The organism is Rhizobium sp. 3T7 (assembly GCF_020166565.1).
GTDB lineage: Bacteria > Pseudomonadota > Alphaproteobacteria > Rhizobiales > Rhizobiaceae > Rhizobium.
Map to the genome: position 1 here is coordinate 131,278 of NZ_JAIQXS010000008.1, position 24,310 is coordinate 155,587.

At 60.7% G+C, this 24,310-nt stretch carries 21 protein-coding genes and 1 pseudogene; 12 read left to right on the top strand and 10 right to left on the bottom strand.

From position 1 onward, the window contains the following. The first annotated feature begins 5 nt into the window (after window positions 1–5). The 4 genes from K9B32_RS14080 to K9B32_RS14095 all read left to right on the top strand — a co-directional run bounded on the left by K9B32_RS14080 (window position 6) and on the right by K9B32_RS14095 (window position 3,736). Window positions 6–1,157: a M24 family metallopeptidase gene (locus K9B32_RS14080; protein WP_224563088.1), complete on the top strand. Its 1,152-nt coding sequence runs from the start codon at window positions 6–8 to the stop codon at window positions 1,155–1,157. A gap of 165 nt (window positions 1,158–1,322) precedes the next feature. Further along, on the top strand, window positions 1,323–2,153 hold the full coding sequence (locus K9B32_RS14085; RefSeq protein WP_224563090.1) for a hypothetical protein: 831 nt from the start codon (window positions 1,323–1,325) through the stop codon (window positions 2,151–2,153). A 106-nt stretch (window positions 2,154–2,259) separates the two neighbouring features. Next, on the top strand, window positions 2,260–3,192 hold the full coding sequence (locus K9B32_RS14090; RefSeq protein WP_224563091.1) for a ribose-phosphate pyrophosphokinase: 933 nt from the start codon (window positions 2,260–2,262) through the stop codon (window positions 3,190–3,192). A 100-nt stretch (window positions 3,193–3,292) separates the two neighbouring features. After that, on the top strand, window positions 3,293–3,736 hold the full coding sequence (locus K9B32_RS14095) for a Kazal-type serine protease inhibitor family protein (protein ID WP_224563092.1): 444 nt from the start codon (window positions 3,293–3,295) through the stop codon (window positions 3,734–3,736). Window positions 3,737–3,838: 102 nt separating this feature from the next. Here the strand turns inward: K9B32_RS14095 and K9B32_RS14100 are convergent, their stop codons facing one another. The 4 genes from K9B32_RS14100 to K9B32_RS14115 form a co-directional block, all read right to left on the bottom strand. Continuing rightward, entirely contained in the window at window positions 3,839–4,516 is a 678-nt protein-coding gene (locus tag K9B32_RS14100) for a peroxiredoxin-like family protein (protein ID WP_224563093.1), read from the bottom strand. An 87-nt stretch (window positions 4,517–4,603) separates the two neighbouring features. After that, window positions 4,604–7,858: an adenylate/guanylate cyclase domain-containing protein gene (locus tag K9B32_RS14105; RefSeq protein WP_224563094.1), complete on the bottom strand. Its 3,255-nt coding sequence runs from the start codon at window positions 7,856–7,858 to the stop codon at window positions 4,604–4,606. Between the two features lie 103 nt (window positions 7,859–7,961). Further along, window positions 7,962–9,416 carry a hypothetical protein gene (locus K9B32_RS14110; protein WP_224563095.1) on the bottom strand — a complete coding sequence of 485 codons (1,455 nt, stop codon included), beginning with the start codon at window positions 9,414–9,416 and terminating at the stop codon, window positions 7,962–7,964. An 84-nt stretch (window positions 9,417–9,500) separates the two neighbouring features. Continuing rightward, entirely contained in the window at window positions 9,501–11,579 is a 2,079-nt protein-coding gene (locus K9B32_RS14115; RefSeq protein WP_224563096.1) for a putative bifunctional diguanylate cyclase/phosphodiesterase, read from the bottom strand. A gap of 336 nt (window positions 11,580–11,915) precedes the next feature. Here K9B32_RS14115 and K9B32_RS14120 point away from each other — a divergent pair, with 336 nt between their 5' ends. The 5 genes and pseudogenes from K9B32_RS14120 (at window position 11,916) to K9B32_RS14140 (ending at window position 17,071) form a co-directional block, all read left to right on the top strand. Continuing rightward, window positions 11,916–12,530, top strand: coding sequence for a 50S ribosomal protein L25/general stress protein Ctc (locus K9B32_RS14120; protein WP_224563097.1), 615 nt, complete (start codon window positions 11,916–11,918; stop codon window positions 12,528–12,530). A gap of 184 nt (window positions 12,531–12,714) precedes the next feature. Then, window positions 12,715–15,075, top strand: coding sequence for an EAL domain-containing protein (locus K9B32_RS14125; RefSeq protein ID WP_224563099.1), 2,361 nt, complete (start codon window positions 12,715–12,717; stop codon window positions 15,073–15,075). An 18-nt stretch (window positions 15,076–15,093) separates the two neighbouring features. Then, window positions 15,094–15,813: a substrate-binding periplasmic protein gene (locus K9B32_RS14130; RefSeq protein WP_224563101.1), complete on the top strand. Its 720-nt coding sequence runs from the start codon at window positions 15,094–15,096 to the stop codon at window positions 15,811–15,813. 90 nt (window positions 15,814–15,903) lie between these two features. Continuing rightward, the gene (pth, locus tag K9B32_RS14135; protein WP_224563102.1) at window positions 15,904–16,620 is read left to right on the top strand and encodes an aminoacyl-tRNA hydrolase; all 717 of its coding nucleotides are present in this window, start codon (window positions 15,904–15,906) and stop codon (window positions 16,618–16,620) included. Window positions 16,621–16,622: 2 nt separating this feature from the next. Next, window positions 16,623–17,071 (top strand): annotated as a pseudogene (locus K9B32_RS14140) (N-acetyltransferase family protein). Window positions 17,072–17,074: 3 nt separating this feature from the next. On the opposite strand, the gene clpS reads toward K9B32_RS14140, so the two are convergent. Next, a complete protein-coding gene (gene clpS / locus K9B32_RS14145) occupies window positions 17,075–17,386 on the bottom strand; it encodes an ATP-dependent Clp protease adapter ClpS (protein ID WP_132588782.1) in 312 nt (103 codons plus the stop codon). 179 nt (window positions 17,387–17,565) lie between these two features. Between clpS and ychF the strand changes: the two genes are divergently transcribed. Beyond that, on the top strand, window positions 17,566–18,669 hold the full coding sequence (gene ychF / locus K9B32_RS14150; RefSeq protein WP_224563103.1) for a redox-regulated ATPase YchF: 1,104 nt from the start codon (window positions 17,566–17,568) through the stop codon (window positions 18,667–18,669). Window positions 18,670–18,692: 23 nt separating this feature from the next. Here the strand turns inward: ychF and K9B32_RS14155 are convergent, their stop codons facing one another. Then, window positions 18,693–19,769 carry a hypothetical protein gene (locus K9B32_RS14155; protein WP_224563105.1) on the bottom strand — a complete coding sequence of 359 codons (1,077 nt, stop codon included), beginning with the start codon at window positions 19,767–19,769 and terminating at the stop codon, window positions 18,693–18,695. Between the two features lie 81 nt (window positions 19,770–19,850). Here K9B32_RS14155 and K9B32_RS14160 point away from each other — a divergent pair, with 81 nt between their 5' ends. Together K9B32_RS14160 and K9B32_RS14165 are read left to right on the top strand one after the other, a co-directional pair. Next, complete coding sequence (locus tag K9B32_RS14160) at window positions 19,851–20,321, top strand: MaoC family dehydratase (protein ID WP_224563107.1); 471 nt, start codon at window positions 19,851–19,853, stop codon at window positions 20,319–20,321. Further along, entirely contained in the window at window positions 20,318–20,785 is a 468-nt protein-coding gene (locus tag K9B32_RS14165) for a MaoC family dehydratase (protein ID WP_224563109.1), read from the top strand. The genes K9B32_RS14160 and K9B32_RS14165 overlap by 4 nt, the downstream gene beginning before the upstream one ends. An 8-nt stretch (window positions 20,786–20,793) precedes the next feature. On the opposite strand, the gene K9B32_RS14170 is transcribed toward K9B32_RS14165, so the two are convergent. The 4 genes from K9B32_RS14170 to petA form a co-directional block, all read right to left on the bottom strand. Continuing rightward, window positions 20,794–21,336 (bottom strand): adenine phosphoribosyltransferase, encoded by a 543-nt coding sequence (locus K9B32_RS14170; protein ID WP_007789948.1) that lies wholly within the window; start codon window positions 21,334–21,336, stop codon window positions 20,794–20,796. 117 nt (window positions 21,337–21,453) lie between these two features. Beyond that, window positions 21,454–22,347 (bottom strand): cytochrome c1, encoded by an 894-nt coding sequence (locus tag K9B32_RS14175; protein WP_224563110.1) that lies wholly within the window; start codon window positions 22,345–22,347, stop codon window positions 21,454–21,456. 26 nt (window positions 22,348–22,373) lie between these two features. Continuing rightward, entirely contained in the window at window positions 22,374–23,651 is a 1,278-nt protein-coding gene (locus K9B32_RS14180; protein WP_224563111.1) for a cytochrome b, read from the bottom strand. Window positions 23,652–23,664: 13 nt separating this feature from the next. After that, window positions 23,665–24,243, bottom strand: coding sequence for a ubiquinol-cytochrome c reductase iron-sulfur subunit (gene petA / locus K9B32_RS14185; protein ID WP_224563112.1), 579 nt, complete (start codon window positions 24,241–24,243; stop codon window positions 23,665–23,667). Window positions 24,244–24,310 lie beyond the last annotated feature (67 nt).

A 24,310-nucleotide genomic window follows, 5' to 3' on the forward strand; every position in this document is an offset into this window, starting at 1 on the left:
GCGGCATGGCCTTGCACTTCGACAGACCCGAATTCGCCGTCCGCCTTGCGCGTCTGACCGATAAGATGCGGGAAGAAAAGCTGGATGCCCTGCTGCTCTTCGCGCAAGAAAGCATGTACTGGCTGACCGGCTACGACACCTTCGGCTACTGCTTCTTCCAGACCCTTGTCGTCAAGGCCGACGGGACGATGGCCCTGATCACGCGCTCGGCCGACCTGCGCCAGGCCAAGCACACCTCTATCCTGGAAAATGTCCAAATCTGGGTCGACCGGGTGAATGCCGACCCGACCGTCGATCTCAGGAACCTGCTGGTCGAGATGGACCTGCTCGGCGCCAGGATCGGCGTCGAATACGATACGCATGGCATGACCGGCCGCGTTGCCCGGATGCTCGATGCGCAGTTGACATCGTTCGGACAGATTGTCGACGCCTCCTATCTCGTCAGCCGCCTGAGGCTGATTAAGAGCCCGGCCGAAGTCGCATATGTCGAACGTGCGGCTGTTTTGGCCGACGATGCACTCGATGCGGCACTCGCGCTGACCAAGCCCGGTGCGGACGAAGCGGACATTCTGGCCGCGATGCAGGGCGCCGTCTTTGCCGGCGGCGGCGACTACCCCGCGAACGAATTCATCATTGGCTCCGCCGAGGACGCCCTGCTCTGCCGCTACAAGGCCGGCCGCCGCAAACTCGATCCGAACGATCAGTTGACACTCGAATGGGCCGGCACCTACGCGCACTACCATGCGGCAATGATGCGGACCATCGTCATCGGTGAACCGACCTATCGCCACCGTGAACTCTACAATGCCTGCCTCGAGACGATCCAGGCGATCGAAACGGTGTTGAAGCCGGGCCACACCTTCGGGGACGTGTTCGACATGCATGCGAAAATCATGGATGAGCGCGGCCTGTCCCGCCACCGTCTCAATGCCTGCGGCTACTCGCTGGGTGCCCGTTTCTCGCCGTCCTGGATGGAGCATCAGATGTTCCATGTCGGCAATCAGCAGCCGATCGAGCCGAACATGTCGCTCTTCGTGCACATGATCATCATGGACTCCGACACGGGAACGGCAATGACCCTCGGACAGACCTATCTGACGACTGACGATGCGCCGCGCGCGCTTTCCCTTCACTCTCTGGACTTCATCAGCGTCTAGAGCGGGACGCCGAAGAGTGTCAGCGGTTTTCGGCTGAAATCCCGCTCTATCCATTAGAGGCAGATCAGGACGCAAACCATTGCGGGCAAGAATCCGGAATTGACACATGCCGGCGCCGGCCTTCATAAAGTGCACGGGGCGGCACTGGGAAGGATGGAACGAAGGATGACGCGAGTTGCGACTGCGCCGATGCTCCTTGCCTGCTTTGTCCTATCCGCCTGCAACACGACCGACGCCCTCGTCCCCCTGGTCGACATCGGCTCCTCCTCCGCAAGCATGCGTTCATCGCCGGTAACACAGGGCGACGTGGAACGCATGGCAGGATCGCCGCCGCGCCAGCAGGCTTTTGCCTCCGAACAGCGATCGAACGGATATCACCCTGCCTACAGCCAGACGGGCTATCGGCAGGGTTCGGGCGCACCGCCGACCACGATGGAAGCCCAGGCTATGGCGCTCGAAAGCGACACGCGCTCGCCCGCCGCCTCCGCTCCGACAAAAGCCGAGGCGCTGCCTGAGCCGGTGTCCAACGCCCAGGCCGAAGAAGAAGACATGGTGGAAACGCCCCCGCGTGAGCCGCCACGGCAGCAGACCCAGACTGCCATGCTGAATGCCAGTTCGCCTTCGACACGCGCCACGACCGTCCGCTTCCTGCCGATCATCGGCGCACCGGTTCAAGCCGTCACGCCGCTTTCGCGCCAACTCGGAGCCGAGGCGCGGTCGCACGGGTTTTCGATCAAAAGCTCGAACGACAGCTCCAGCGCCTACATTCTGAAAGGATATCTCTCCGCCTTTTCCGACAGCGGCAAGGTGACCGTGGTCTACGTCTGGGACATTCTCGATGGCGGGGGCGCACGCCTGCACCGTATCCAGGGACAGGAAAGCGTGCCCTCGGAAGCGCAGGATCCCTGGGCCGGCGTTCCCGCCTCTGTCATGCAGCAAATCGCCTCGAAAACCATCACCGAATTTTCAACGTGGCGCGACGCTCGTGGCGGTTAAGCCACAAGCTTTTTAGAAATATGAGCCAAGATGACGCGTTAGCCCTTGCATTCAGGAGCAAGCTGACTAAAAAGCGCGGCTATCAGCAGGTAATAGGCGGACCAAGATGAAGGTTTTCGCAGGCAATTCGAACCGGCATCTCGCCGAAGCGATCTGCAACTATCTCAATGTGCCCTTGGGCAAAGCCAGCGTCAGAAGATTTGCCGACCAGGAAATCTTCGTCGAAATCCAGGAAAACGTCCGTGGCGAGGACGTGTTCGTCGTTCAGTCGACGTCTTTCCCGACGAACGATCATCTCATGGAACTGCTTATCATGATCGATGCGATGCGCCGCTCGTCCGCGCGCCGTATCACCGCCGTCCTTCCCTATTTCGGCTATGCCCGTCAGGATCGCCGCGCCTCGGGGCGTACGCCGATCTCGGCCAAGCTCGTGGCCAACCTCATTACGGAAGCCGGCGCCGATCGTGTGCTGACCCTCGATTTGCATGCGGGCCAGATTCAGGGCTTCTTCGATATTCCGACGGACAACCTCTACGCTATCCCGGTCCTGACCCGCGATATCAAGGCGAACCACGACATCAGCAACGTCATGGTCGTTTCGCCGGACGTCGGCGGCGTCGTTCGTGCCCGCGCGCTCGCCAAACGCCTCGACTGTCTGCTGGCGATCGTGGACAAGCGCCGCGACCGCCCGGGTGAATCCGAAGTCATGAACATCATCGGCGAAGTTGAAGGCAAGGACTGCCTGCTGATCGACGACATCGTCGATTCCGGCGGCACGCTCTGCAATGCCGCCGATGCGCTTCTTGCAAAGGGTGCTGCAAGCGTCACCGCCTATATCACCCACGGCGTTCTCTCCGGCGGCGCGGTTACCCGCATCACCTCTTCGAAGCTGCGCGAACTTGTCATCACTGACTCCATCCAGCCGACGACTGCCGTTCAATCGGCCCACAACATCCGCGTTGTGAGCACGGCAAGCCTGATCGGCGAAGCCATCAACCGAACCAGCCAGGAAGAGTCGGTCTCCAGCCTATTCGACTGAACCGCCACAAAATTCTTAACGACCGCTGAGGTTTGAACTTCCCCGGAAATGCAACTTGCGCTAGGATTTAGAAAGAAATCCAGCTGTGAGGGGAAGAATAATGACGCTCGCCGGATTCCTGTCGCTGCGACAGCTCGCTCTGCTTGCACTCATCCCGCTTCTTTCCGCCTGCACCGTCGACGTCGGGCCGAGTTATTCGCGTCCGCCTCCGCCGCCTCCTCTTCGCCCGGCCGGGCCGCAGATGTGCACCATGGAATTTGCTCCGGTCTGCGGCCAGCGTGGGGCGCGTGTCCAGACATTCTCCAATGCGTGCCAGGCCCGCGCCGCCAACTTCACGGTCATCAGCCGCGGCCAGTGCCGCCGACAGCCCGGCATAACAATCCGCCCGCAGCCTCCCGCACCGCCGCGACCCGGTGGCATCTGCACCCGCGAATACCGGCCGGTCTGCGGCCAGCGTGGAGCGCAGATGCGGACCTTCCCGAATGCCTGCGAAGCTGGCAACAGCGGTTTCCGCATCATAAGCCAAGGGACGTGCCGGCGGTGAAGCAGCAACCCTGACGGCGGCTTTTGTGTGCGCGGGAGCCGAAGCGCATCTCTCGAGATGGACGAGGGCGTGACACGCGGACCTGAAAGCTCGCGGCGCGCGTTAGGCGGCAACGTTCGATGCTGCCGACATGACTTCTTCGGGCGCCGGTACGCCGAACATGTGACGCCCCTCGTCGGCAACCTCGGTGAAGCACCATCTGATGACGCCATCGCGGTCGAGCAGGAATTCGCCGACCAATTGGCCCTCGCCCGTTGCGATCATGCGCTTATCGTCGTCGGTGAATTCGTAGCCATCGGCATTGTCGAGGTATTCGACAGCCGCCATCGGAGCCATCGGCCCGGGCAGATCGGGCATGTTGACGCGCATCGAGGTGAGCGTGTCGAGGCTGACCTTGTAAGGCCATACTGTCTCCGATTGTGTGAATTCGAGATTCGGAAGCCCGAAGGCGCGATGCGATATTCGGTCAGGATCGGACGCCGCCACCAGATTGGGCAAGGGGTGATAATGGAAATAGAGGCGCGCCCGATCGATGGGGGTGTTGACGATCGTCAGGCTCTCGACGCCCTTTTGCTGGAGATCGCCGGCGAGGCTCGCCATCGAGGCGATTTGCCGCCGGCAGAACGGACAGTGGAGCCCGCGAAACAGACCGACCAGCACGGGCTTCTGCCCGCGGAAGTCATCGATCGAAATTTTTCCCTGACGCGTGATCGCATCGAGAACGACGTTTGGCGCGCGGTCTCCGGGCTGCAGCGGTCTTTCGCTTTGACTTTCGGGCATGACACCCTCCCTCGCTTGCGCATCGGCGGAACGCCGAGCAGAAGAACAAAATAGCGAAAACTCAGCACTTTACCTGCCGGCATTGAATCAATCCAGGAAGGGCAGTACGACCAGTGCGTCGGGATCCAGCCCATGCCTGACGCAAACATCCTGGGCGAGTGAAAAGTAACGCTCGGCCTCGGCCATGTCGTCCTTTTCAAGGTTCAACGTCGCGAGCCCATCATAGCATGGAAAGAGGAGCTGCGGTTCGCCGATTTCGCGCGCGAGCTGAAGCGCTTCCTCATAATAGTTCCAGGCAAGATCCGGTTTGCCGTGACATTGATGGATCTGTCCGAGCACGATGAGCGGCACCGCCAGATGATCGCGCTGGTCCAGCGCCCGGTCGATCTCGATCGCCCTTTCGGCCGCCGGAACTCCCTCCTTGGCGCAGTTGTCCGTGAAGGTGCAGCAAGCGACAGCGAGATTGGCAAAGAGACGAGCCTGAAAGCCGAGATCGGAAATCCGCGTGGCGACCTCCAGGCCTTGGCGGCACACATCGATGGCGCGCGCCGGATCGACGATCGTGTAGAGCACTCCCAGATTGGAATAGGCGCGGCACGCAGCGCTGAACAAGCCGGCCGCCTCGGCGACCTCCAGGCTTCGCTCGACCTCGCGCACGGCCTCGCGGTGCCGCCCCAGCCGCGCCAATGCCACACCCTTGGTATTCAGCGCCTCCGCGCGCACCTGCGCGGCTTCCGAGGCAGCGGGACCTGCCTCATCGATCGCCGCTGTGTCGAGGCACGATAGCGCATCATCGGCCCAGCGTGCTGCCGCGCTTTGATCGCCCATTCGGAAGGCAAGATGCCCCCGCTCCTGGAGAAGATGGGCAAGCTCAATCGGCGCATTGCTCTCGCCTAGCAGCGAGGCTGCCTGGGCATAGTCGGCATCGGCAAGATCCCCTCTGCCGGCGGCGAGATTGAGACGGCCAAGCTTTCGAAGGATCCGTGCCGCACCAGGCCGATCACCAGCCTTCCTTAAGGTCGCCAGTACGCGCCCATAGTGTTCACGTGCTGTGTCGCGCTCTCCCGCCGGGCCGCATAGATCGGCGAACCGCTCAGAAAGGGCAAGCAATTGCGAACTGGCCTGCGGATCTTGCGAAATCGCCGCGAGCGCTTCGCGGTAGAGACGCATCGCATCGTCATTGGCGTAAATCTTGCGGGCCAGATCGCCCGCCGCCATGAGATACTGCACGCCCTCGCTCGTCTCGCCCGCCCGGCAGTAGTGACGGCCGAGCTGTGCAATGTCCTCGAGCCGATCTGGTGTCCCATGATGCATCCGCTTGATCGCAGCGCCGATGCGCGCGTGCAACTGCTTGCGACGCTGTAGCAAGAGATTGCCATAGATGGCATCGTGCAATAGCTGTTGTGGAAAGCGATAGGACGTTGCCTTGGTCGCAACAGCGCCAGGCGTCTCCTCCACGATCTCAGCCTGGCAGAGATAGTCCAACCCATGCTCGACGCGCGCTGTATCCGATGCGACGGCGCGAAGTAGCGCGAGATCGAAGCGCGGACCGATGACAGCGGCTTCCTGCGCCAAGCGCTTGATTTCGGGCGGCAGACGGTCGACGCGCGCAAGCAGCATCGCCTGCAGGCTCATCGGTATCTCGGTTCCCATTTCAGCGCCGGCGACACGCCAAGCTCCACCTTCGGAATGCAGTACGCCCGTCTCGATCAAGGCCCGGACGATCTCCTCGATGAACAGCGGATTGCCGCCCGCTCTCGCGAGAATTCGTGAGCGCATTTTTGCAGGCACCGAACTGCCTATGCCGAATAGCTGGGCCAGCAGTGCCTCGCCGTCCGCAACCGAGAGCGGCGCCAGGCGCATGAGCGTACGGTTGATCCGGCTCGACTCCAGGCCCTCGCCTTCAGCAACCGACCGCCCTGTCGTCAGCATCATCAGGCGCGTTCGCTCCAGCTTGTCCAGCACGAAGCGAAGCGCCTCGATGGAAGCAGCATCCGCCCAGTGAAGATCCTCCACGACCAGCAACAGCGGGCTGAGCGACAGGCGTCGCTCGAAGAGCGTGCGCGTTGCGTAAAAGATCTGCCGCCGTAGCTGCTCCGGCTCGACATGGCGCAGCGCTCCATCGGGATCTCCTAGGCCAAGGACGTAAGATAAGAGCGGTGTCAGACCGGCGACCTCGCTCTCGCTAAAGCCGAGGTCGATCAATCCTGATGCCAGCAGTTCCGCAGTCCGGGCTGCCGTTTCCCGCTCGGCTATCCCGTAAGCGCTGCGCAGGACGGATGCGAGCGTGCCGTAGGACTGCTCGCCGAGTGGCGAACAGACGGCGCGGCGCACGACAACGTGACGAAATCGCTCTTCCTCAGCCACGGCCGCAAGGAACTCCTTGACCAGCCTTGACTTGCCGATGCCGGCCTCGCCGATGAGCTGGACAAGCTGCGCATTTCCGCCACAGGCAGAACCCAAACAATCGGACATCCGCGACAGTTCCGCGTCACGCCCGATAAGTTCGGCGTGTAGTCCCAGGCTCTCTAGTCCCCGCGCTGCATGGGGCGTCTCCATCCGCCCGATGAGACGATGCACCTGCACATCGCCCGTCTTCCCGCGAAGCGCCAGAGAGCCGAGATTTTCGAAGGCAAACGCATGCCGCGTCAGGCGCCAGGTCACCGGCCCGACCAGAATCTCGCCCGGGCCTGCCATGGTTTGCAGTCGCTGGGCCGTGTTCACCGTGTCGCCGGTCACTGAATAGGAACGCGCTGCCGCCGCCCCGAAGCCGCCGCTGACCACCGGTCCGGTGTTGATGCCGACATGCAACTGCAGCGGGTCACCACCAGCCAGATCCAGCCATTTGGCGCCAAGATGGTCGGCCCCCGCAATCATGTCGAGCGCTGCGCAAAGCGCACGATCGGGATCATCCTCGTGGGCCGTCGGCGCACCGAACAAAGCAAGCAGCGCGTCGCCGACGAACTTGTCGACAAAGCCACCGTAAGCTTCCACCGCGCGCGTCAATTCTTCGAACAGCTCGTTTTGCAGGGAGCGCATCAGTTCGGGGTCGGTTCTCTCGCTAAGAGCAGTGAAGCCGCAGAGATCGGCAAACAGAACGGTCAGCGGACGCCGGTCGGCGACATCGTCGAGTGATGACACCGGCGCGAGGGGCCGCGGCACCTCTGTTTTAGCAGTGGGGTTCTCGGGCCGACCAACGGCCGTTCCGCACTTCGGGCAAAAGGCGAAACCGGGCTGGCAGGCCTCGCCGCAGGCGGCGCACACGACAGGCTGTCTTGCGCCGCACTTGGGGCAGAACGCAAAACTGCTTTCGATCACACAGCCACAGGCGGCACAATTCATCGGCCTGCCTCTCGCCCGCGTACCGCCCCTCACCTGGAGCCGACGCTAGAAGACAGCATGAACCTGCCTGGGGTGACCCGCAAGCGCCATCCGCGCCGAGAGCTCAGTCCGCGCCCTTGATGACTTGGCCGTTGATCGTGACGGATCCGTTTCGCGCAACACTGATATCCCAGCGCTGGCGTCCATCGGGATCCGTCTTTGCAAAACCCTTGGCCATCATCAAGCCAAACGAAACCTGATTGAGATCGGCATTGGTCTTTGCAAGCTCCTGAACGGCGGCGATCGTCTTGTCGAGGTCACGGGCCAGAACCGTCGCGTCCATGGAATAATCTTTGGACGAGTCGATCCGCCCCCGAATTTTTCCGGAAATCTCGGCATCGTAAACACTTGAGACCGCGCTGATCTTCGGAAAATCCATCACCAGCTCGCCGCCCTTGAAGAGCCGCTCGGCCGCCTTCTTGCCGCTGTCTTGCGATGCGGGGCCGCCGGTGAAATCAACTTTGAGAAACTCGTCGCCGAAGGCTGCGAAATCCATGTCGGCAATGGCGAATCGCAGCTGCAATTCCTGTGGCACGAAAGCCGAATAGGCTGCAGGAACGATGGGGCTCGCAAAGCTGATCTGCTCCGCAGTCACACCGACCCCGAAACGCGTGGCATCGGCTGGACCGTCGAGCGTGACCTCGTAACCGACGTTCTTGGCACCACCGTTCCCTGCAGCACTCGAGACCGTTAGATTATTAAAGCCAATCGTTTCGTTGAAGCTCGTGAGCAACGGGAACGCATCGCGAAGCATCGCCTTCAACTTGTCGCTGTCCGCGCTGGCAAGCTTCTTTTCATCAGCGTGGTCGATCGCGAACATGATGATGTCGCGAACCTTGTTCGCCGGCAGGCCGTTCACCGCCGCCGCGAAATCAAATGCGTCGGCGCGAATTTCGACCGGAGGCACCTCGCGGCTGCTGATCTTCTCGATGAATCCCGTGGCGGAGCCGCTTGTGGCAAAGTTCGTCGTCCCAGCCGTGGCGCCCTCCGACGACGTCACCTTGTACTTCATGCCGTCAAAGCTGGCACTGACCTCCTCGGCTTCGGTCTTCGACGAAAAGTTGACGGCCTTCGTGGAGAAGTCACCCGAGCGGAAATAGCTGATCGCCGGGTCGAAAATGCCGCTGAACGCGAAGGCATCGATGGCGTAGGTGAAATCCGCTTTCGGCTGTCCCGGCGCCTTGAAGTTGCCGGAAACATTGAGGGAATTGTGCCCTTCGACGCTCCAAAGGCCGGCATCCTGCGGTGTCGCGAACATCGACCAGGGCGCCAAGCCGGTGATCGAAAAGCTGCCCGGATCGACCTTCTTCAGGAGCTTCGCAAAATCATAGATGATCTCGTAGCGGGTTCCTGCCGGGTTCACGGTCACGAAACCGTCTTTCGCCACGCTCCTCGGCAGCAGCTTCGTCAGGCTTTCTTCGACCTGTTTCGCCCCTGCCTGGTTGATGTCGGCGGCGTAGGCTCCGGATGCCAGAACGATCGCGATCGTGCTCGTTGCCGCAATGAGATTGAGCCGCATACCTGAATTCCTCCGCCGCTTGTCGTTTTGCCAGCATGTGAGGTTTCCGGGCGGCGGATGTCAAGCTGTGTTGCAGCGCCGCGGTCAGGCCGCGGCGTCGGTCTTGGCGGCGACTGCCGGACCACCTGCTGCGACTGTATTGTCGGCATTGACGAAGGCCTCGATGTCGGGACGCGGCATCGGCTTTCCGAAAAGGAAGCCCTGCACCTGCAGGCAACCTTCGCGGCGAAGGAAATCGACATGCTCCTCTCGTTCCACGCCCTCGGCAAGAACCGGAATATCAAGGCTCTGCGCTAGAATAAGCGTCGAGCGGACAATCGCAGCTGACTGTTTGTTGGTGACGACGCCATCGACGAAGGCACGATCGATCTTGATCTTGTCGAACGGGAAACTCTGCAACGTCGACAGCGAGGAGTAACCGGTGCCGTAGTCGTCCATTGCCACCTTGACGCCAAGCGCCTTGAGCCGCCGGATCGCATTCAGCGCATGCCCATGGTCGGCAATGATGCCGGATTCCGTAATCTCGAGCTCGAGGCGCGCTGCCGCCAGCCCCGTTTCCATCAGGATCTGATGCACGATCTGCGGCAGACGGCTATCGGCGAGCTGCTGGGCCGCCACGTTGACCGCTATAGTCAACGGGTTCTTCCAGCTGGCCGCTTCGACGCAAGCACTGCGCAGCACCCATTCGCCGAGTTCCATGATGAACCCCGTCTTCTCGGCGATCGGGATGAATTCCGCCGGCGAGATATAGCCGCGCGTCGGATGCTTCCAGCGCAGCAGCGCTTCGAAACCCAGCACCTCGCGCGTCACGGTATCGTTCTGTTGTTGATAAAACAGTTCGAATTCACCCTTCTTCAGTCCTTCGCGCATCTCGATCGCCAGCGCACTTCGTTCCCGCGCCGCCTCGTCCATCGAGGGGTCGTAGAAGCAGATGCTGCTTCCCGCCGTCGCCTTCGCGCGGTACATGGCGACATCGGCCTGCGAAAGCAGGTCATCGACGGTGCGCGCCCTGTCAGGGAAACTGGAAATGCCGATGCTGGATCCGACGCTGAGCGATTGGCCGTTCCACTCCACAGGTCGCTCGATCTCGTCGAGCAGGCGTTGTGCTATGCTCCTGGCCTCCGAACGGCCAGCGTGATCGCGCATCACGACCACAAATTCATCACCGCCGACGCGGGCTGCAAACTGTCCCTTCTGCATGACCTTCGCCAGCCGCTCGCCGATCGCCCGGAGCACGGCGTCGCCAGCCGCATGACCGTGGACGTCGTTGATTTCCTTGAACCGATCAAGGTCGAAGCAGAGGACCGCGACGTTCCTGCCGATTTCATGGGTGTTTTTGGTCGCGGTCGCCAGATGTTCGTTCAGCGCGGAGCGGTTTGCGAGGTTCGTGAGCGGATCGTGAAGCGACAGATGGCGGTAGCGGGCCACAGCCGCTTCCGTCGACTGCATGTCGATGATGTAGGTGGAGGCGCCGAGAAGCAGGATGATGATCATGACTGCGCCAACGAGGCTGGTCATCACGCCTACGGAGAGAATCTCGCGGGGAACGGACATGGTCGCGTCGGGGACGATCGTCATGCCTGCCATGCCGAGGAAATGCGTCGAAACGATTGCAAGGATCAGCGGCAGGGCGGCGGCGACCGGGCTGAAACGTGTCGTCGGGCGAGCAACCCGGCTCGTCACGAAGGCGCCGAACCCGGCTGATGCAATCAGCGAGCAGATGACATAGACGCTGCTCCACTGGATATCCCCGGCCACCCTGTAGCCGGCGATGCCGACATAGTGCATGGCTGCCACGCCAAGTCCAACGATGGCGCCGCCGGCCTCGACAAGCGCGTCCCGGCTTCGCATCGAGGCCACGGTAAAGCCGATCATCGTGGAGGCGATGCCGATGAAAAGCGACAGCATCGTCAAATCGGGCTCGTAGCCGCTGAGCGCCGGCGCGCGAAAGCCAAGCATGGCAATGAAATGGGTCGTCCAAATCGTCGCACCGCCTACGAAGCCCGACAGGAAGAGCCAATTGAATCTCTGCAGTCCTTGCGTGCGCCGAACCCGCGAAAAAAGCCGCACCGTCAGCAAGGACCCAAGCAGGCAGATAACGGTTGCGAAGATCAGATGTGGCCAGCTGTGTTCGGCAACAATGCAGGTAAGGAGACGAGGCATCGGAGGGACCAGGTTACGTTTTGGCCTTCATAGCCGCCGTGACATTCTGTATTCCTTAATCTCGCGGGAAATCCGGCTATATGGTTAAGCTTTCGCGATCCGCTTCAACTTCTGGAATCGCTCGAACGACACCATTCGCCAGAGCTTGTTGGAAATCGTTGCTGCTGCCGCTGGCAAGGCACCAGCTTGCCTTTCCGTCGCATCTATACTATAGCGCACGCGTCCGCGCAGACACCCTTGGAGGCAACGCGGATGAGGATGGGGTAACCCGCCTCCAGTTCCGCGGCAAGCATAGGCCTCCGCGGGGCTCTCCAAATAACCTCGGAAGGAAAAGTCATGAGCCACGAAAGCTACGAGCTCAAGGCCGAGGCGCGCGAACGGGTTGGTAAGGGGTCCGCCCGTGAACTTCGCCGCAACGGTTTGATTCCCGCTGTCATCTATGGTGACAAGCAGGCCCCCATTTCTATCGCGCTCAGCACCAATGAGGTGACGAAGCGCATTCACGCAGGTGGCTTCATGACCACCATCGCGACCATCGAAGTCGACGGCAAGACGTACAAGGTTCTGCCGAAGGACTATCAGCTCGATCCGGTCCGCGACTTCACGATGCACGTGGACTTCCTGCGCGTTTCCGGCAACACCCAGGTTACCGTTGAAATCCCGGTTCACTTCGTCAACGAAGAAAAGTCCCAGGGGCTCAAGGCTGGCGGCGTTTTGAACATCGTTCGTCACGAAATCGAAGTGCAGTGCCCGGCCGATGCGATCCCGGAATTCTTCAATGTTGACCTGAGCGGCAAGAAGATCGGCGACAGCATCCACATCTCCGACCTCACCCTGCCGAAGGGTGTAGCGCCGGTTATCGCCGACCGCGACTTCACGATCGCAACGATCATCGCCCCGGCTGGCGGCGTTGACGAAACGGTCGAAGAAGAAGGCGAAGCCGAAGCCTGATCGCTTCCATAATTTGTAAAGCATAGGGCCCGCTTTCTCGCGAAAGCGGGCCTTTTCATTTGCACGCGAGGAGCCTGTTTCAGCAACATTTAATACATTTCATGGAAGCATGCCGGTAGGTTTTTAAAGACCGACGGGCGTAGAAAACCGTGAACGCAAAGTGCGGCTGGGGGCAAACGGAACAATGAACAATTCCGTTGAAAATCGTTTTTTAGCAATCATTTGCGGAGCTTTGCTCCTGTTCGTTGCTCCACTGTTCGTCCTTTTCCTTTTTCTTTCTTCCGAGCGCGCAGACAAGGAAATACGCGACCACATCTCGGTTCTTCTTGTCGCCAATTCTCAGGCGCTCGCAAAGCCGCTCTGGGACCTCGATGATGACAGCGTAACCCAGATCAGCGCGACCATCGTTTCGCAGGGCGCCATCGTCAAGGTTCAGGTCCGGGATCAATCCGGTCAGCTCGACGTGACGCAGTCGACAATACCGAAATCGTTCAATGGCAATCTCGTCCAGGTATCGCGCGCGATCATATACAACACCATCGACGGCCCGAAGAATCTGGGCAGCATCTCCGTCTTTTATCCGGCGCTTGGCCTGTTCTCCGGCCTCAAGCACGAAGAGATCGTCTTCATGTCGATCTTCATCTTCGCGGTGCTTGCGGTCTTCAGCGCGGCACTGATCGGCAATCGCATCTTCATTATCCGGCCGCTGATGCGCCTTACGGCAGCCGTCGAGGCCACCCGCCAGCTCGGCTCGCGCCATCACGTCAACTGGCAGTCAAACGACGAGATGGGCCGCCTGGCGCGCGGCTTCAACGAAATGCAATCGAAGCTCGAAAGCGAGGAACGCGAACTGAAGCTCGCGCATCGCCGCGCTGTGGACATCTACGACCTGACGCCGGCCATGCTGTTCTCGCTCGATGAGGATGATCGCATAACGGCTGTTAGCGACTACTGGCTCGTCGCGACCGGCTACGACCGGCCGCGCGTGATCGGCTGCAGGTTCGCAGACCTCGTGACATCAGATACGCGCGAAGCCTTCCTGAAGCGCCAGAACGACCTCGACGGCGGCGCCGCAGTCGACGTGACGGTAAAGTTCATATGCGCCGACCGCCGCCTCATGGATGTTCTCATCCTGGAATCGACGGCAGCCACGACGGGGTATGACCGACTTTCGCTATCGGTCATGACCGATGTCACAGAGCTGAAGGCATCCGAGGCGCGCAATCACCAGCAAGCGATCCGGGATCATCTGACCGGCCTGCTGAACCGTCAGGGATTCGAGTCGGTGCTCGACACCAAGATCCGTGAAGCGGATGCGGTCGGCCAGGAACTGGCCTGCCTGTTCGTCGATCTCGATCGCTTCAAGTGGATCAACGACAATCTCGGCCACGCCGAGGGCGACAAGGCGCTCCGCGAGTTTGTTGACCGGTTGAAGACGCATCTGGCGCCATCGGATCAGGCGGCCCGCCTCGGTGGTGACGAATTCGCGATCCTTCTGCCGGCAAAGGATGCGGCCCGGAGGGCGAGCGCGATGGCTGAGCAGATCGCCTCCATCTTCATCGAGCCGTTCGGCCCGGACCTGCATCTGAGTGCCAGCGTTGGCATTGCCATTTACCCACGCCATGCCGCGAACGCCGCCGAACTGCTGCAGAAATCCGACATGGCCATGTATGCCAAGAAGCGTGATGGCAAGAACGGCGCGCAACTCTTCGACGCCAGCATGGTGGACCACACAAGGGCACGCGCCGAAATCGAAAGCTGCATCGAAGCCGGTCTCGCCGATGATTGGTTCGACGCCTACCTGCAGCCGATCGTCAACCTGAACGGCCGCGGCGTTGCCGGCTTTGAGGCCCTCATGCGCCTCAACCATCCGCAAAAGGGTCTGATGGCACCGGCAAAAATCATCAATGTCGCGGAGGAAACCGCGAAGATCGTGCGCGTCGGCAACGTCATCATGGAAAAGGCGATCGCCCATCTTGCGGCCATCTCCCGCCTCCCCGGCTTGCAGGACAGCTATCTCGCCATCAACTTCTCGCCACTGCAATTCGAAGCCGCTCTGCCCGCGCGGCTTGCCGCATTGCTCGGCCGCCACGGCATCCGCCCTCAGCGCATCGTCGTGGAAATCACAGAGGCGGTGCTGATGCACAACAATCCGCAAATCCGCACTGTTGTCGCCGAGATGCGCCGCTTCGGCTGCCGGATCGCCCTCGACGACTTCGGCACGGGCTACTCGTCGCTGAGCTATCTCAACCGCTTCCCGGTCGACATCATCAAGATCGACCAGTCATTCACGCAGTCGATCAACGACGCCAGCGACGACGTCCGCGAGAAAAGCCGCACGCTGGTGGAAAGCATCACCACGCTCTCCCACAAGATGGGCTGCATCGTCATTGCCGAGGGCATCGAGACCGAGGACGAATGCCAGACCTTGCACGAAATGGGCCTCGACTTCGGCCAGGGATACCTGTTCCATCGCCCGCAGCAAGCCGCAGCTCTGATCGAGCGTCTGTCTGCACCTGAGCAACTTACTGCGCGGGCCTCTTGAACACAGAAAGGCAACACGATGAAAAGGCTGCTGCTTGTCACTCTTTTGAGCATCTCCGCCTCCACCCAAGCCATTGCAGCCGGCGTTATACTCGCCACCGAGGAATACCCTCCCTTCAGCTATCGTGATGGAAAGGCAATCAAGGGCGCCTCGGTCGAGCAGGTCGAAAAGGTGATGAAAGACGCCGGTATCGACTACCAGATCGCGATGATGCCTTGGGCCAGGGCCTATAATCTCGCCCAGACCACGCCTATGAGCTGCGTCTTTACGACCGCTCACAGCGAAACGCGCGACCCTATGTTCAAGTGGGTCGAGCCCTTGCTTGTCGATCGCAACATTCTCATCACCAGGTCCGGGTCAGGCGTGACAGCGAAGAATCTTGAGGAAGCGAGGCAATATACCGTTGGAACACAGCGCGAAGATTATACAGAGGTGACGCTGAAGGAGAACGGTTTCACCAAGCTCGACGTCGCCACCGACTTCAACGCCACACTGCGCAAGCTGCTCAACGGCCGCATCGACATGATGCCTATCTCCGAGATCTACTTCACCAAACTCAAGACGGAGCAGCCTTTGGAGAAGGTCACGGTGCTCTCCACCCAGCCGATGGGGATAGCCTGCGAAAAGAACTTCCCAAGCGACCTGCTGGCCAAGATGCAAGCTGCGCTGGACAAGCTGATTGCCGATGGCACGCAGAAAACCATCTTCACCAGGTATGGCCTCAACTCCGCAGACTGATTTTTCTGCGGTTATGGCCTCTCCGCCTTGACTTTGACGCCGTTTCGCGGTGGTGAACGCATAAAGCACATTGCAAGGAACGAACGAGCCATGCTGATCATCGCGGGCCTCGGCAATCCCGGCGGCAAGTACGTCGCAAACCGCCACAATATCGGCTTCATGGCCGTAGACGCGATCTATCGCCGCCATAATTTTTCGCCTTGGTCGAAGAAGTTCAAGGCCGAGATCGCCGAGGGCGAGATATCAGGCGAGAAGGTGCTGCTCATCAAGCCGCAGACCTACATGAACCTCTCAGGTGAAGCCGTCGGCGAGGCCATGCGCTTTTACAAACTGCAGCCTGCCGACCTCGTTGCGATCTATGACGAACTCGACCTGCCGTCCGGCAAGGCGCGCCTCAAGACGGGCGGTGGTCATGGAGGCCATAACGGTATCAAGTCGCTGGACGCGCATTGCGGCAAGGACTATCGCCGGCTGCGGCTTGGCATCGGACACCCCGGCATCAAGGAACTCGTGCAGCATCACGTCCTCGGCGACTTCGCCAAGGCCGATCAGGCGTGGCTTGAGCCACTTCTTGATGCCCTTGCCGATAACGCTGACATGCTGGTCCGCAAGGAAGACTCTCAGCTGATGAACAAGCTGGCGCTGGCGCTTGGCGCAAAGGCCGAGGAGGAAAAGCCGAAGCAGGAGAAGAAGCCCGCGGCCAAGTCCCATATTCACCAGGCCCGCAATCACAATCAGCCAAAGCTGCCTGCAACTGGGCCGATGGCCGAAATGCTGAAGAAGATGTTCGGCAACAAGGACGATTGAGCATGTCTGCCGGCGACCTCGTCATCCGCGCTGCCGAGATTGGTGATCTGCCGCGCCTGCTTGCCCTCTACCATGAGCTCAACCCAACTGATCCAGTCATGGACCGCGCGCATGCAGAAGAACGGTTTCAAGCGATCCTCGCACAGCCCGGCATGACGATTTTCGTCGGCGTTGCGGTCAGGCTGCCGCGGCGTCGGTGACGCTGGCATCGTCCCCGATCTGACCCGGAATGGCGCGTCTTATGCGCTGATCGAAAACGTCGTCACGGCTGCCGATCACAGGCAGCGCGGCTACGGACGAAGGTTGATCCAGTGCGCCATCGAAGCCGCCTGGAAGGCCGGCTGCTACAAAGGTGATGCTCCTGACCGGCTCGAAGGATCCGGCAACGCTACGTTTCTACGAGAATTGCGGCTTCACGCAGGACAAGACCGGCTACCAGATCCGGCGCTGACGACTATTCCTCCGGCTCCGCCGTCAACATCAGAGGAAAGCCGGCGTCCTTGGCGTAGTCCATCGCCTCCTTGACCTTGGTCTCGGCGATGTCCTTCGCGCAGACCACAACGACGCTCGATCCGAGCTTGTGCGCGGTCATCATGACGCGGTAGCCAGTCTCCTCGCTCATACGGAAGACAGCCTTCAAGATCATCACCACGAATTCGCGCGGCGTGTAGTCGTCATTGAAAAGGATGACCTTATAGAGCTTCGGCCGATCCAGCTTCGGTTTCGACTTTGTCTTCGGTTTAAGGGCAATATCGTTGTCACTCATCGGAAACCCACCCGTTGATGACATGGAAAGGCGAGAACAGTTCGCAATATCTATATTGCGCCGCAAAGGCAGGCGTTCAACCCTCAGAATGCAAGAGACTTGCGCGAAAAGCTTGACCGCAAGGCGCGTTTTACCCCATAGCCAGCACCGACGAATTCAAGAACAGCAGGTTTCAGGCCATGGGCTTTAAATGCGGTATCGTCGGTCTGCCGAACGTCGGCAAATCGACACTCTTCAACGCGCTCACCAAGACGGCGCAGGCGCAGGCGGCGAACTATCCCTTCTGCACGATCGAACCGAACACCGGCGAAGTCGCCGTCCCCGATCCGCGCATGCAGAAGCTCGCAACGATCGCCGGCTCCAAGGAAATCATCCCGACCCGCATCTCCTTCGTCGATATTGCCGGCCTGGTGCGCGGCGCGTCGAAGGGTGAAGGCCTCGGCAACAAGTTCCTCGCCAACATCCGCGAAGTCGATGCCGTCGTGCATGTGCTGCGCTGCTTCGAGGACGACGATATCACCCACGTCGAGGGCCGCATCAACCCGGTCGGCGATGCCGACACGATCGAGACCGAGCTGATGCTCGCCGACCTCGAGAGCCTTGAGCGCCGCGTCGAGCAGACCCGAAAGCGCGCCGCCAGCAAGGACAAGGATTCGCTGACGCAGCTCCCCGTCATGGAAGCCGTGATCAAGCTGCTGAACGAGGGCAAGCCTGCACGCCTGCTTCTCAAGACGCTGGCGCTTGAGGAGATCGAGATCCTCAAGGGCCTCAACCTCCTGACCTCGCATCCGGTGCTCTACGTTTGCAACGTCGCGGAAGCCGACGCTTCGACCGGCAACGAGCACACCAAGGCAGTGGCCGCCATGGCTGAGAAGCAAGGCGCCGAATGCGTCATCATCTCGGCCGCGATCGAATCCGAAGTGGCCCAACTTCCCGAAGAGGAAGCGGCGGAGTTCCTCGCGGCGCTCGGCCTCGAGGAAGCCGGTCTCGACCGGCTGATCCGCGCCGGTTACCACCTGCTCGACCTGATCACCTATTTCACCGTCGGCCCCAAGGAAACCCGTGCCTGGACGATCGTGCGCGGCACCAAGGCGCCTGCCGCCGCCGGCGTGATCCACACCGACTTCGAACGCGGCTTCATCCGCGCCTTCACCATCGCCTATGACGACTACATCAACTTCAAGGGTGAAGTCGGCGCCAAGGAAGCAGGCAAGGGTCGCGACGAAGGCAAGGAATATGTCGTCCAGGACGGCGACGTCATTCACTTCCGCTTCAACACCTGAGACGGAACCGGAGCGACTGCCGCCTATGCCGGCGGCAGTTTCTCCTGCATGGCAACCGGCAGCTGTCGCATGACGAGGCGCCGAAGTGGCATCCATCCGGTGCCGATGACGAGCACGATCGCGCCGACGGTCAGAAGCGTGATGTAGATGTAGGTATCGACACGCGCGTCCCCCTGGCGGAAGATGCCGTAGAGCGCAAAGCCCAGCGACAGCAATCCTGACGTCACGAATGCGCGCCGGTCGATGATCAGGCCGATCAGCATGAGCGCGACGACGGTCGCAACCACCACCGGCGTACGAAACGATACGGTCTGCAGCGCAGCGAGCGTGCCGCCGCTCAGACCGGCAAGCGATATGATGCTGTAGAGCAAAGCCGGTGCTGCGCCCAGATGAAGCCAGAAGGCAATATCGGAATTGACTGTACGACGAAGCGGGTCGCGCAGATCGAATTTCATGGCGAGTGCGAAAAGGCCGACCGCGCATGCGATCGCGGTGATCGACAACAAGACGGGATGATTGACTTCGAAGAGGGGATCGCCGGTCAGCCAGCCGAGCGCGCGCAAAACCAGCTGCAGAACAACCACCGCCGCCCCCATGATCGTCAGGGCAAGGGCAAGCGGTATGCGATAGAGCAGATAGAAGAGCCCGAGCACAACCGGAAAGGCGAGCGTGTACTTTAGTGCCACGTCGCCGCCTATCGCCATGACGGCAGAGCCTTCCAGCCAGCGCGCAGCCACGATTGCAGTCCAGAGCGCAAGCGTGAGCGTCAGGACGACGGCAGGCAATGCCAGCCTCTGGCGTCGAACAAGGATCTCCGCAAGAACGACGATTGCCGGCAACACCGCGAAGACCGAAGCGATGCCCCACAGCCCTGCCAGCGCCACGATGATGCCGATCGTTATCAGCACATCATGAAAGCCGCGCACGAAGCTCGGCGTCTCTGTGTCCGAAAAAGGAGTTGCCTCGGCGCGACGCTCCACCGGCTGGCCATCCGCCTTCACGCCGCGTTCGATCAGAAACGGCAAAAGCCGCTCAGCAGCATGGAGAGGAATGATACCCTTTCGGGTGGCCTCATCGAGGATCAACTTCAATTCTGGCATATTCAAAATCTCGCGGGAATCGTTGAGTCGCGTCGAATGCTATTGTAGTCGTTCTGAAACTCCTACGAGGGGAAGAAGAATTTGTCCGATCAGAAACTTGCCTTTGAAGATTTCCAGCCGGGGCGACGTTTTGCGCTCGGCCCGAGGCCGGTAACGGCAGCGGAGATCATCGAGTTCGCCCGCGAGTTTGACCCGCAGCCGATGCATCTTAATGAGGCGGCCGGTCGCGCAAGCATCCTCGGTGGCCTGGCGGCATCCGGCTGGCATACATCGGCGCTGTTCATGCGCATGATGGCGGAAAGCTTCCTCGTCAGCTCGTTTTCGCAAGGTGCGCCCGGCGTCGATTTCATGGAATGGCGAAAGCCGGTCCTTGCCGGAGACACGCTTTCCGGTCATTCGACGGTCATGGAGACCCGTGCGCTGCGCTCAAGGCCCGGCATCGGCATGGTGAAGTTCCGCCACGAGGTTGAGAATCAGAAAGGCGAACTCGTCTGCTTGGCCGAGAATTCGATCATGTTCGTCCTGCGCGAAGCGCTGGAGAAGACCGCATGATCATGACGGAACACTACGCCAGCGGCGAGAAGACCAAAATCGGCAGCTACGTATTCACGGCCGAACGGATCGTTCACTTTGCCGAGCGCTTCGACCCTCAACTGTTCCACTTGGACGCGGAAGCTGCAAAGGCTACGCTCTTTGGCGGTCTCTGCGCTTCGGGATGGCACACTTGCGCGGCATGGATGAAGACCTTCGTCGCTTATTGGAGCGCAGAGTGCGCGCGACTGGCGAGCGAAGGCATCAGGCCGCCGAAACTCGGCCCCTCCCCGGGATTCCAAGAGCTTCAATGGCTGCGGCCGGTCTTCGCCGGCGAGGAAGTGACCTACTTCGTCACGCTTCTTTCAAGTCGCCCCCTGGCGTCGCGTCCGGGACGTCGGCTGAACACGATCCTGTGCGAGGGAACGATCGCTGACGGCACGCCGGTCATCCGGTTCGAAAGCACCGTCATCGAATTCGAGTAGTCTCGGGCCTAGTGGCCCGCGAACTCCACCAGGGTACGGACGTCGACGCCAAGCTCTTCCAGCTTCTTGCGACCGCCGAGGTCCGGCAGGTCGATGACGAAGCAGGCGGAAACCACCTCCGCCCCCATCTGCCGCAGGAGTTGCGTGGCGGCCACTGCCGTCCCGCCGGTTGCGATCAGATCGTCGACGAGAATAACCTTCTCGCCGGGCTGGACGGCATCGCGATGCATCTCCATCTCGTCGACACCATACTCCAGGCTATAGGCGACACGCACGGTATCGCGAGGCAGCTTGCCCTTCTTGCGGATCGGTACGAACCCGGCCGAAAGCTGATGCGCGACCGCACCGCCCAGAATGAAGCCCCGCGCTTCGGTTCCGGCAATCTTGTCGATCTTCAGGCCGGCATAGGGCTGCACCAGTTCGTCGACGGCACGGCGGAACGCGCGAGGGTTGCCGAGAAGCGTCGTGATGTCACGGAAGATAATGCCGGGCTTTGGGTAGTCCGGGATGGAGCGGATGCTCGCTGCAAGCTCCGAAATCGTTTCACTCATGGAGTATCCATATTCTGCAAGGCTTCAGTTCGGCTGCACCCTATCAATTGCCACTGTCGGAACCAACAAAAAAGGCGGCCCGAAGACCGCCTTTCCCTGGAGTCTGGAGCGAAGCTCTCAGTGTTCCTTGTTCGCGTAGACCGAACGCTTCGTCAGGTAGATCAGTCCCGAGAAGATCAGCAGGAAGATCATGACCATGAAGCCGGTGCGCTTGCGGTCTTCGAGATGCGGCTCGGCAGCCCACATCAGGAAAGCCGAGACGTCCTTGGCATACTGATCGACCGTCGCCGGCGCGCCGTCGTCATAGGTCACCTGGCCGTCGGAAAGCGGCTTCGGCATTGCAAGTGCGGCAGCGCCGGCGAAGTACGGGTTATAATGGGTGCCTTGGGCAACCTGGACGCCTGCCGGTGGCTGCTCGTCGTAGCCGGTCAGCAGCGAATAGATGTAGTCAGGACCGCCTTCCTGATAACCACCGACGAACGGGATCATGTCGATCAGGAACTGCGGGAAACCACGTTCAATGCCGCGCGCCTTGGCGATCAGCGAGAAATCCGGAGGAGCCGCGCCATTGTTAGCCGCTGCCGCCGCCTCGTGGTTCGGGAACGGCGACGGGAAGTAGTCCGATGGAATAGCCTTGCGGGTGAACATGTCACCGCTGGCGTTCGGACCGTCCTGAACCTCGTAGTTGGCGGCAAAAGCCTTCACCTGAGCCTCGGAGTAGCCAAGAGCCCCAAGCGTGCGGAACGGTACAAGGCTCATCGAATGACAGGCCGCGCAGACTTCCGCGTAGACCTTCAGACCGCGCTGCAGCTGACCCTTGTCATAGTGACCGGTCGGCCCGGCAAAGCTCCAGTGTTCGTGCTTCGGATGAAGCAGCGGAAAGTGCGGCGTTTCGCTTTCGGCGTGCTTGGCCGGCTCGGCTCCGCCCGAGGTGGCTTCCTGGGCGAATACCGCACCGCTCAGACCCGCGACGACAGCAAGCGACAGGATGCTTGTAACAAGCTTTTTCATGTTTCTCTTCCCTTCCCGTCGCACGCTCAGGCTCTGACCGGCTCAGCAGCCGCCGCCTTGTTGCGCTTTTCCAGAACCGCTTCCGTAATCGAATTTGGCAAGCGGCGCGGCGTCTCGACGAGGCCGAGAACCGGCATGATCACCAGGAAGAAGGCGAAGTAGAAGAGAGTGCCGAGCTGCGACATGATCACATAGGTACCCTCGGCAGGACGCGAGCCGAGCCAACCAAGAACAATGGAATTGGCAACGAACAGCCAGAAGAACACCTTGTACCATGGGCGGTAGGCAGCGGAGCGAACCTTCGAGGTATCGAGCCAGGGCACGAAGAACAGCACGATGATCGCGCCGAACATGACCAGAACGCCTGCGAGCTTCGAGTCGATCGGTCCGATGTTGAAGGTGATCGAGCGCAGCATCGCGTAGAAAGGCAAGAAGTACCATTCCGGAACGATGTGGGCGGGCGTCTTCAACGGATCAGCCGGGATGTAATTGTCCGGGTGGCCAAGGAAATTCGGCATGTAGAAGACGAAGTAGGCGTAGACCAGCAGGAAAATCGAAACGCCAAGCGCATCCTTGAGGGTTGCATATGGCGTGAAGCGAACGGTGTCCGTCTTGGTCTTGACCTCGACGCCGGTCGGGTTCGTCTGGCCCACCACATGCAGCGCCCAGATATGCAGGACGACAACGCCCGCAATGACGAAGGGCAGCAGGTAGTGCAGCGAGAAGAAGCGGTTCAGCGTCGGGTTCTCGACGGCGAAACCACCGAGAAGGAACTGCTGGATCCACTCGCCGACCAGTGGGAATGCCGAGAAGAAGCCGGTGATAACGGTCGCGCCCCAGAAGGACATCTGACCCCAGGGCAGAACGTAGCCCATGAAGCCGGTCGCCATCATCAGGAGGTAGATGAGGACGCCGAGGATCCAGAGGATCTCGCGCGGCGCCTTGTAGGAGCCGTAGTAAAGACCGCGGGCAATGTGCAGATAGACCGCAACGAAGAAGAAGGACGCGCCGTTTGCGTGCATGTAGCGCAGCAGCCAGCCGTGGTTGACGTCACGCATGATCTTTTCGACGGAGTTGAAGGCAACCGTCGTTTCCGCGGCATAGTGCATGGCGAGCACGACGCCGGTGAGGATCTGCACGACGAGCATGACCGCAAGCATGGCGCCGAAGGTGTAGGCATAGTTCAGGTTCCGCGGAACCGGGTATGCGACGAAACTATCGTAGACCATCCGCGGCAAAGGCAGGCGCGAATCGATCCACTTCTCGAGGCCGGTTGATGGCTCGTAGCTGGAATGGCCACTCATAAATCAGTCCCCCTCAACCGATCTTGATTACTTTATCGGAAACAAACGAATAGGCCGGAATCGCCAGGTTCGTGGGCGCCGGACCTTTGCGGATGCGGCCGGCCGTATCGTAGACCGAGCCATGGCAGGGACAGAACCAACCATTATATTCGCCGGCCTGGCCGAGCGGAATGCAGCCGAGATGCGTGCACGAGCCGATCATGACGATCCAGTTTTCCTTGTCCTTGCCGGCCGACCGGTCAACGCCGGTCGCCTGTGCGTCCGAAGGCAGGTTGGCGTTGCGCGCAATCGGATCCTTCAGATCAGAGAGCGGAACTTCATCGGCAGCCTTCACTTCCTCGGGCGTACGATTGCGGATGAAGATCGGCTTGCCGCGCCACTTGGCGGTCAGCGACATTCCAGGCTCGAGGCTGGAAACGTCGACTTCGATGGATGCCAGAGCCAACGTCGAGGCATCCGGACGCATCTGATCGATAAACGGCCAAGCGACCGAAACGGCGCCGACAGCGCCCGCCATACCAGTGGTGAGATAAAGGAAATCACGGCGAGTAGGCTCGCCCGTGATCTCGCTTGTCGTTTCGTGTTCGCTCACGGCTTAAACCATCCTCTACGCAATCTTTGCGGAACTCCGCCTTCCCCTCGCGGCGGCGAATCTGTCG

What these genes read in the sequence shown, in the direction of transcription:
- K9B32_RS14080 (WP_224563088.1), top strand. Translation starts at nt 6, where the DNA reads ATGGCCTTGCACTTCGACAGACCCGAATTCGCCGTCCGCCTTGCGCGT.
- K9B32_RS14085 (WP_224563090.1), top strand. Translation starts at nt 1,323, where the DNA reads ATGACGCGAGTTGCGACTGCGCCGATGCTCCTTGCCTGCTTTGTCCTA.
- K9B32_RS14090 (WP_224563091.1), top strand. Translation starts at nt 2,260, where the DNA reads ATGAAGGTTTTCGCAGGCAATTCGAACCGGCATCTCGCCGAAGCGATC.
- K9B32_RS14095 (WP_224563092.1), top strand. Translation starts at nt 3,293, where the DNA reads ATGACGCTCGCCGGATTCCTGTCGCTGCGACAGCTCGCTCTGCTTGCA.
- K9B32_RS14100 (WP_224563093.1), bottom strand. Translation starts at nt 4,516, where the DNA reads ATGCCCGAAAGTCAAAGCGAAAGACCGCTGCAGCCCGGAGACCGCGCG.
- K9B32_RS14105 (WP_224563094.1), bottom strand. Translation starts at nt 7,858, where the DNA reads ATGAATTGTGCCGCCTGTGGCTGTGTGATCGAAAGCAGTTTTGCGTTC.
- K9B32_RS14110 (WP_224563095.1), bottom strand. Translation starts at nt 9,416, where the DNA reads ATGCGGCTCAATCTCATTGCGGCAACGAGCACGATCGCGATCGTTCTG.
- K9B32_RS14115 (WP_224563096.1), bottom strand. Translation starts at nt 11,579, where the DNA reads ATGCCTCGTCTCCTTACCTGCATTGTTGCCGAACACAGCTGGCCACAT.
- K9B32_RS14120 (WP_224563097.1), top strand. Translation starts at nt 11,916, where the DNA reads ATGAGCCACGAAAGCTACGAGCTCAAGGCCGAGGCGCGCGAACGGGTT.
- K9B32_RS14125 (WP_224563099.1), top strand. Translation starts at nt 12,715, where the DNA reads ATGAACAATTCCGTTGAAAATCGTTTTTTAGCAATCATTTGCGGAGCT.
- K9B32_RS14130 (WP_224563101.1), top strand. Translation starts at nt 15,094, where the DNA reads ATGAAAAGGCTGCTGCTTGTCACTCTTTTGAGCATCTCCGCCTCCACC.
- pth (WP_224563102.1), top strand. Translation starts at nt 15,904, where the DNA reads ATGCTGATCATCGCGGGCCTCGGCAATCCCGGCGGCAAGTACGTCGCA.
- clpS (WP_132588782.1), bottom strand. Translation starts at nt 17,386, where the DNA reads ATGAGTGACAACGATATTGCCCTTAAACCGAAGACAAAGTCGAAACCG.
- ychF (WP_224563103.1), top strand. Translation starts at nt 17,566, where the DNA reads ATGGGCTTTAAATGCGGTATCGTCGGTCTGCCGAACGTCGGCAAATCG.
- K9B32_RS14155 (WP_224563105.1), bottom strand. Translation starts at nt 19,769, where the DNA reads ATGCCAGAATTGAAGTTGATCCTCGATGAGGCCACCCGAAAGGGTATC.
- K9B32_RS14165 (WP_224563109.1), top strand. Translation starts at nt 20,318, where the DNA reads ATGATCATGACGGAACACTACGCCAGCGGCGAGAAGACCAAAATCGGC.
- K9B32_RS14170 (WP_007789948.1), bottom strand. Translation starts at nt 21,336, where the DNA reads ATGAGTGAAACGATTTCGGAGCTTGCAGCGAGCATCCGCTCCATCCCG.
- K9B32_RS14175 (WP_224563110.1), bottom strand. Translation starts at nt 22,347, where the DNA reads ATGAAAAAGCTTGTTACAAGCATCCTGTCGCTTGCTGTCGTCGCGGGT.
- K9B32_RS14180 (WP_224563111.1), bottom strand. Translation starts at nt 23,651, where the DNA reads ATGAGTGGCCATTCCAGCTACGAGCCATCAACCGGCCTCGAGAAGTGG.